Here is a 6,865-nt window from a genome sequence, read left to right as displayed (position 1 = left end):
ATCACTAAATCACATAATCACTAAATCACATAATCACTAAATCACATAATCACTAAATCACATAATCACTAAATCACATAATCACTAAATCATCCGATTATACCTTCGTTTTAATTTTAGCCACTATCTTTTTTATCTTTCCACTACCTATACAAGGGGCATGAGCATCTTCCGGGAAAAAAATTACAAACTCCCCGGCTTGTAAAGGAAAATAGAAAGAAGGTCTATCTTGATAAAACATAAAATCACCCTCAACATCGTAAGCCTTTTTTATGTCACGCAGATCTTCTTTAGCTTTCCACCCATAAATTTCTTCGCCTAACAAGGGAAGTTGTATATCGATGTAAGACTCGTGACGTTCCAAAAAAGCCTCTTCCTCCTCCTTTCCATCCACCTCATCCACTTTTATGTAAGCATCCTCTCCTGCTATATCGATACGGCCCAACGGCATAACGGTCATATCATGTGTTTTTATATAATCGAACACGGCTTTAAAATACGGGTTCAGATTTTCTACACGACTACTATTCAAAAGCTTATCTATAATCATTGCATTTCATTTATCCCGGACAAAGATAACAAATTGTTTTCATTCTTGTCCCGAAAGAAATTTCAACTTCCGATTTCCAACTTTCAATTAGTTATCGTACCTTTGTACCCAATTAAATGATTAAATAAATGGAGCATAGAGCAGGTTTCGTCAACATTTTGGGTAATCCCAACGTAGGAAAATCAACCTTAATGAACCGGTTGGTCGGAGAAAAATTATCTATTATCACCTCCAAATCACAAACAACCAGACATAGGATCAAAGGAATCGTAAACGGAGATGATTATCAAATCGTATTTTCCGATACGCCCGGGGTTGTCAAACCCAGCTATAAAATGCAAGAGTACATGCTCGATTTTTCCAAATCGGCGATCATAGATGCAGACATCATCCTTTATGTTACTGATGTTGTTGAAGATTTTGAAAAAAATGCGGACTTTATTGAGAAGGTGAAACAAAGCAAAGCACCCATTCTGCTGGTTATTAACAAAATAGACCTAACCACGGCGGATAAATTAGATGTTTTATTCGACAGATGGAAGCAAATTTTGCCTCAAGCTGAAATATTTCCGCTTTCGGCCACGGAAAATTTCAATGTGGATAATCTATACAAACGAATACTGGAACTCTTGCCCGTCGGAGAGCCTTATTTCGATAAAGAAGATTTAACCGATATGCCCGCCCGCTTTTTCGTGACGGAGATTATACGGGAAAAGATCCTTTTAAATTATGAGAAAGAAGTTCCTTATTCCGTTGAGGTCGTCGTGGAAGAGTTTAAAGAAGAAGCGAAAAGAATCCATATCATGGCTGTCATTCACGTGGAACGCGATTCGCAAAAAGGAATAATCATCGGACATCAGGGAGCCTCTCTAAAAAAAGTAGGAACGGAAGCCCGTCTGGATATAGAAGCTTTTTTCGGCAAAAAAGTATTCCTCAATCTTTATGTAAAAGTATTGAAAGATTGGAGAAACAAAGAAAAAGATTTGAAGAATTTCGGGTACAAACAAGCCTAAAAACAAATGTAATTCGATGGAACGATTGAGTGATTATAACAGAGAAAACCATAATCGTCAACCGTCAATTTAAAACGTACAATTAATATATATGAGTAATATAGTAGCAATCGTAGGACGACCGAATGTAGGAAAATCAACTCTTTTCAATCGATTGATTGGAAAAAGAAAAGCCATTGTAAATGAAGAGAGCGGTGTAACCCGCGACAGGAATTACGGAAAATCCGACTGGATCGGTAAAGAATTTTCCATTATCGATACCGGTGGTTATGTATCTAACAGTTCCGATATATTTGAAGAAGAGATTAACAAACAGGTGATGCTGGCTTTAGATGAAGCGGACGTTATTCTTTTCGTATGTGATGTGGAACTGGGAATTACCGACTTGGATCAAAGTTTCGCCAAACTCTTAAGGAAAGTGGACAAACCCATCTACCTTGTAGTCAATAAAGTAGATAACGGAGAACGCCTATACGATGCTCACGAATTCTATAAACTGGGAATAGGGGAAGAGTTATTTCCTATTTCTTCCGCCAGCGGTTCAGGTACGGGAGACTTGTTGGACAAAGTGGTTTCACACTTTTCCAATAATACCATTGAAGAAACGGAACATCTTCCCAAGATTGCGATCGTAGGACGACCGAACGTGGGAAAATCTTCCACGATCAACGCCTTAATAGGCGAAGAACGCAATATCGTAACCGATGTAGCCGGAACGACAAGAGATACGTTAGCCACCCGTTACAATCGTTTCGGGCATGATTTTCTATTGATCGATACGGCCGGATTACGAAAAAGAACCAAAGTGAACGAAGATGTTGAATTCTATTCCGTCATGCGTTCCGTAAGAGCAATAGAGGATTCGGATATCTGTATGCTACTCATTGACGCCACCAGAGGCATGGAATCCCAAGATCTAAATATATTTCATTTGATCGAACGAAACCAGAAAGGAGTAGTCATTCTCGTCAACAAATGGGACCTTATAGAAAAGGATAACAAAACCCTTATCAACTTCGAAAAAGAGCTAAGAATGAAAATAGCCCCTTTCGATGACGTACAAATTATTTTCACCTCGGCATTGACCAAACAACGTTTATTAAAGGCTTTGGAGGCAGCAATTGAAACGTATAAAAACCGTTCTCAAAAAATAAAAACATCGGAATTGAATAACGTGATGTTAGAAGAGATTGAGAACTTTCCTCCACCGAGCATGAAAGGCAAATACGTTCGTATAAAATACATCACGCAATTACCGACGGCTACGCCCGCATTTGCTTTCTACTGCAATCTTCCGCAATACGTGAAAGACCCGTACAAAAGATTTTTGGAAAATAAAATTCGCGAGCATTGGAAATTTACAGGGGTACCCATTCAAATTTTCATGCGCAAAAAATAGATTTAAAAGTCAGAATACATATTCTGACTTTTTTAATGGCAATTTGTAAATTAAAAAATTCCCCCTCCCTTAATGCCCCGATCCTTTAATTTTAAATCGCCGATCTAAAATTATTATTATCTTTAGGGCGTTTAAAAAGAAGAAAATGGCCGATACGATCACACACGAGGGAATCGTCATTGCAATCAACGATTCCCATATTACGGTTTCCATCCAAAGTCAATCTGCCTGCGCCGCCTGTCATGCCAAAGGTGCTTGCGGGCTATCGGAAGTGACTCATAAAAACATCACGGCCGAAAAGCCCAATACTCCCGTAGAAGTCGGAGATAAAGTGATTGTTATGGCAAGTGTCGGAAACGCTTTATATTCCGTTTTATTCGCCTACTTTCTCCCTTCCGTTGTTCTGATCGCCATTTTAGCTCTACTCGTCTCCTCCGGGATAGAAGAAACTTGGGCTGCCTTATATTCACTTTTAACAATTACCATCTATTTTATAATCATATACTTCTTTAGAAATCGGTTTGCCCAAAAGATAAAATTCAAGGTTAAAATAGAATAAACATGAAAAAATTAATAACTTTACGAGCGCTATAACTGTAAAGAAGAGACAAAACGAAAAATCTTATGATTACTACTACTATTATTTACACTATTATCTCTTTATGCGCCATCGGAATTGCAGCAGCTGTAATCCTTTATCTGGTCGCACAAAAATTCAAAGTCGAAGAGGACCCCAGAATCGATATCGTGGAAAGTATACTACCGGGAGCAAATTGCGGAGGTTGTGGCAAACCGGGATGTAGGGGATTTGCCGAGGCGACCGTAAAAGCGACCTCCTTGGACGGACTTTTTTGTCCGGTAGGGGGTACAGAAACGATGGCAAAAGTAGCCGCAGCCTTAGGCATGGAAGCAAGTGCACAAACTCCGCAAATTGCCGTTGTGAGATGTAACGGTACTTGTGAAAATCGGAAACGTACAAGCCGGTATGACGGCTACTCATCCTGTGCCATAGAACACTCTCTTTATCGGGGAGAAACGGATTGCACGTACGGTTGTTTAGGATGTGGCGATTGCGTAAAAGCCTGTCCCTTCGATGCCATCCACATGGATGCCAACGAATTGCCCGTAGTCTCAGATGAAAAATGTGTCGCCTGCGGAGCTTGTGTGAAAGCTTGTCCCCGCAACATTATTGAATTACGAAACAAGGGGCCGAAAGACCGCAGGGTATTCGTATGTTGCGTGAACAAAGATAAAGGCGGGATAGCCCGTAAAGCTTGTACGGTTGCTTGTATCGGTTGTGGAAAATGCGTGAAAGAGTGTCCTTTTGAAGCGATCACGTTAGAAAACAATCTTGCTTACATCGATTTCCGGAAATGCAAATTATGCCGGAAGTGCGTTAGTGTTTGTCCCACGGGGGCCATCCATGAAGTGAATTTTCCACCCCGGAAAATAACCGAACCTGCTGAGACTACCGCCACGAATCAAGAAGCGTAGAGTTTAGATATATCTACTGAATCCTAAAACCTAAAATTGAAAACCGTGTTGAAGACATTTAAATTAGGAGGTGTACATCCACCCGAAAATAAATTATCATCACAAGGGGAAATCATTACTTTGCCAATCCCCGAACAAGTGATCATCCCGCTTTCACAACATATTGGAGCTCCCGCTACCCCGGTCGTAAAAAAAGGCGATCAGGTGAAAGTCGGACAACTCATTGCCCAAGCTACCGGATTTATTTCCGCTAACATCCACAGTTCCGTTTCCGGGACTGTCGCCAACATAGAACCGGTAATAGATAGTAGCGGATACCCCAAACCGGCCATTATTATAAAGGTCGAAGGCGACGAATGGGAAGAGGGAATATTACGTGAAGCAGTAAACAAAAGGCCGGACGAATTTACCAAAGAAGAGATCATATCGGCCATTCAAAGTGCAGGTGTTGTCGGAATGGGAGGAGCAACATTCCCCACTCAGGTAAAATTATCACCTCCACCGGGAAATACGGCAGAAGTTTTAATTATTAACGGTGTAGAATGCGAACCGTACCTGACAGCCGATCATCGACTGATGCTGGAACACGGAGCCGAATTGGTCGTCGGAATAGAATTGTTGATGAAAGCCCTTCATGTTCAAAAGGCAATCATAGGCGTCGAAAACAACAAATCGGACGCTATCCAGCTCCTCCGGCAAGAAGCCCGTAAAGTAAAAGGGATTGAAGTATATCCGTTGCAAATAAAGTACCCGCAAGGTGGAGAAAAACAATTGATCCAAGCTACCACGGGTAAACATGTTCCTTCGGGAGCGCTTCCGATTGCCGTCGGGGCTGTCGTACAAAACGTGGGAACTGTATACGCCGTATATGAAGCTGTAATGAAACATAAACCTCTGTTTGAAAGAGTTGTTACGGTAACCGGAAAGTCTTTAAAAGAACCGGGAAATTATCTATGCCGGATCGGCACGCCGATCACGAAATTGATCGAAGCTGCCGGAGGCCTTCCCGAAGACACGGGAAAAATTATCGGCGGTGGTCCTATGATGGGCAAAGCTCTGACGACAACAGACCTACCTATCACTAAAGGTTCCAGCGGTGTCTTACTGCTGAATCAAAAAGAAGCCAGCCGAACATCTTCCCGTAATTGCATCCGGTGTGCTAAATGCGTTAGTGTCTGTCCGATGGGATTAGAACCTTATCTATTGATGTCCCTAAGTGAGCGAAACAGAACGGAGGATTTGGAAACAGAAAAAATCATGGACTGCATAGAATGTGGCTCATGCAGTTTTACCTGTCCAGCCAACAGGCCTCTTTTGGATGTTATACGCCTGGGAAAGGCAAGAACAGGCCAAATGATTCGATCACGTAAATCATAAATCTTAAATTAAAATTCACTTATGAGTAATTTAATCATATCTCCTTCACCTCACATACACAGTAGGGATTCGATAGAAAAAAACATGTATGGCGTACTCATTGCCCTTATTCCGGCATTTATCTGTGCCATCGTATTTTTCGGCTTGGGAGCAATCACCGTAACCCTGACTTCCGTGATAGCCTGCCTCGTCTTTGAATATTTAATTCAAAAATACATATTGAAACAACAGCCTACCATTTGGGACGGGTCGGCTATTATCACCGGTGTTTTGTTAGCATTCAACCTGCCTTCATCACTTCCGGTATGGATCGTGATCATCGGCGCCTTGGTCGCCATCGGAGTCGGAAAAATGAGCTTCGGTGGTTTAGGAAACAACATTTTTAATCCCGCCCTCGTGGGACGGGTATTTTTGTTGATCTCTTTCCCGGTTCAAATGACGACATGGCCTATTCCTCACGGATTCTCCACCACGGATGCTTTAACGGGTGCAACTCCGTTAGCTATTGCCAAGGGAGCTTTTAAGACCGGGCAGCCCATCTCCGATGCTTTATCTGCAGCCGGATTTTCAAATGAAGATTTAGTTTTAGGAAACATAGGAGGTAGCCTCGGAGAAGTAGCTGCACTTGCCTTGCTTTTAGGCTTCGCCTATATGCTTATTCGCAGAATTATCACTTGGCATATTCCCGTAACGATCTTTGCTACCGTCATTATTTTTTCGGGTATTTTACATTTAGCAAGTCCGGACCAGTTTGCCGGTCCGGTATTCCACCTCTTTACCGGAGGCATGATGTTAGGAGCCATTTTTATGGCAACAGATTACGTCACCTCCCCCATGTCCTATAAAGGAATGTTTATTTATGGCGCAGGCATCGGATTATTGACCGTTGTCATCCGAAATTTCGGAGCCTATCCGGAAGGGATGTCGTTCGCCATTTTGATTATGAACGGTTTTACCCCGTTGATCAACAGATACTGTAAACCGGTAAGATTTGCATAATGAAGGATTACTGATTTGGATTTACGATGACCG

General features: G+C 41.8%; 7 protein-coding genes. 6 read left to right on the top strand and 1 reads right to left on the bottom strand.

The window, feature by feature from the left end; translation table 11 throughout:
* Positions 1-97: 97 nt before the first annotated feature.
* Entirely contained in the window at positions 98-550 is a 453-nt protein-coding gene (locus PGR74_RS12755) for a YhcH/YjgK/YiaL family protein (protein ID WP_041502544.1), read from the bottom strand.
* A gap of 128 nt (positions 551-678) precedes the next feature.
* Here PGR74_RS12755 and era point away from each other — a divergent pair, with 128 nt between their 5' ends.
* From era to PGR74_RS12725, 6 genes are all read left to right on the top strand, one after another.
* Positions 679-1,563 (top strand): GTPase Era, encoded by an 885-nt coding sequence (gene era / locus PGR74_RS12750; RefSeq protein ID WP_041502543.1) that lies wholly within the window; start codon positions 679-681, stop codon positions 1,561-1,563.
* 91 nt (positions 1,564-1,654) lie between these two features.
* Entirely contained in the window at positions 1,655-2,962 is a 1,308-nt protein-coding gene (gene der, locus PGR74_RS12745; RefSeq protein WP_041502542.1) for a ribosome biogenesis GTPase Der, read from the top strand.
* Between the two features lie 145 nt (positions 2,963-3,107).
* Complete coding sequence (locus PGR74_RS12740) at positions 3,108-3,521, top strand: SoxR reducing system RseC family protein (protein WP_041505580.1); 414 nt, start codon at positions 3,108-3,110, stop codon at positions 3,519-3,521.
* Positions 3,522-3,586: 65 nt separating this feature from the next.
* The gene (locus PGR74_RS12735) at positions 3,587-4,456 is read left to right on the top strand and encodes a Fe-S cluster domain-containing protein (protein ID WP_041502540.1); all 870 of its coding nucleotides are present in this window, start codon (positions 3,587-3,589) and stop codon (positions 4,454-4,456) included.
* A gap of 45 nt (positions 4,457-4,501) precedes the next feature.
* A complete protein-coding gene (gene rsxC, locus PGR74_RS12730) occupies positions 4,502-5,833 on the top strand; it encodes an electron transport complex subunit RsxC (protein ID WP_041505585.1) in 1,332 nt (443 codons plus the stop codon).
* 21 nt (positions 5,834-5,854) lie between these two features.
* Positions 5,855-6,832, top strand: a complete 978-nt coding sequence (locus PGR74_RS12725) for an RnfABCDGE type electron transport complex subunit D (protein WP_041502538.1) — start codon at positions 5,855-5,857, stop codon at positions 6,830-6,832.
* Positions 6,833-6,865: the final 33 nt, after the last annotated feature.

It is taken from the genome of Sanguibacteroides sp. AM78-02pH3A, from assembly GCF_027666085.1.
In the GTDB taxonomy this organism is placed as follows: Bacteria; Bacteroidota; Bacteroidia; order Bacteroidales; family Marinifilaceae; genus Gabonibacter; species Gabonibacter massiliensis.
The sequence above is the reverse complement of the archived record's forward strand: the minus strand, read 5'-3'. Positions and strand labels throughout refer to the sequence as shown.

Excerpts from the sequence above, each read along its gene's own strand:
- PGR74_RS12740 (WP_041505580.1), top strand. The coding sequence starts at position 3,108 with ATGGCCGATACGATCACACACGAGGGAATCGTCATTGCAATCAACGAT.
- era (WP_041502543.1), top strand. The coding sequence starts at position 679 with ATGGAGCATAGAGCAGGTTTCGTCAACATTTTGGGTAATCCCAACGTA.
- PGR74_RS12735 (WP_041502540.1), top strand. The coding sequence starts at position 3,587 with ATGATTACTACTACTATTATTTACACTATTATCTCTTTATGCGCCATC.
- der (WP_041502542.1), top strand. The coding sequence starts at position 1,655 with ATGAGTAATATAGTAGCAATCGTAGGACGACCGAATGTAGGAAAATCA.
- PGR74_RS12755 (WP_041502544.1), bottom strand. The coding sequence starts at position 550 with ATGATTATAGATAAGCTTTTGAATAGTAGTCGTGTAGAAAATCTGAAC.
- PGR74_RS12725 (WP_041502538.1), top strand. The coding sequence starts at position 5,855 with ATGAGTAATTTAATCATATCTCCTTCACCTCACATACACAGTAGGGAT.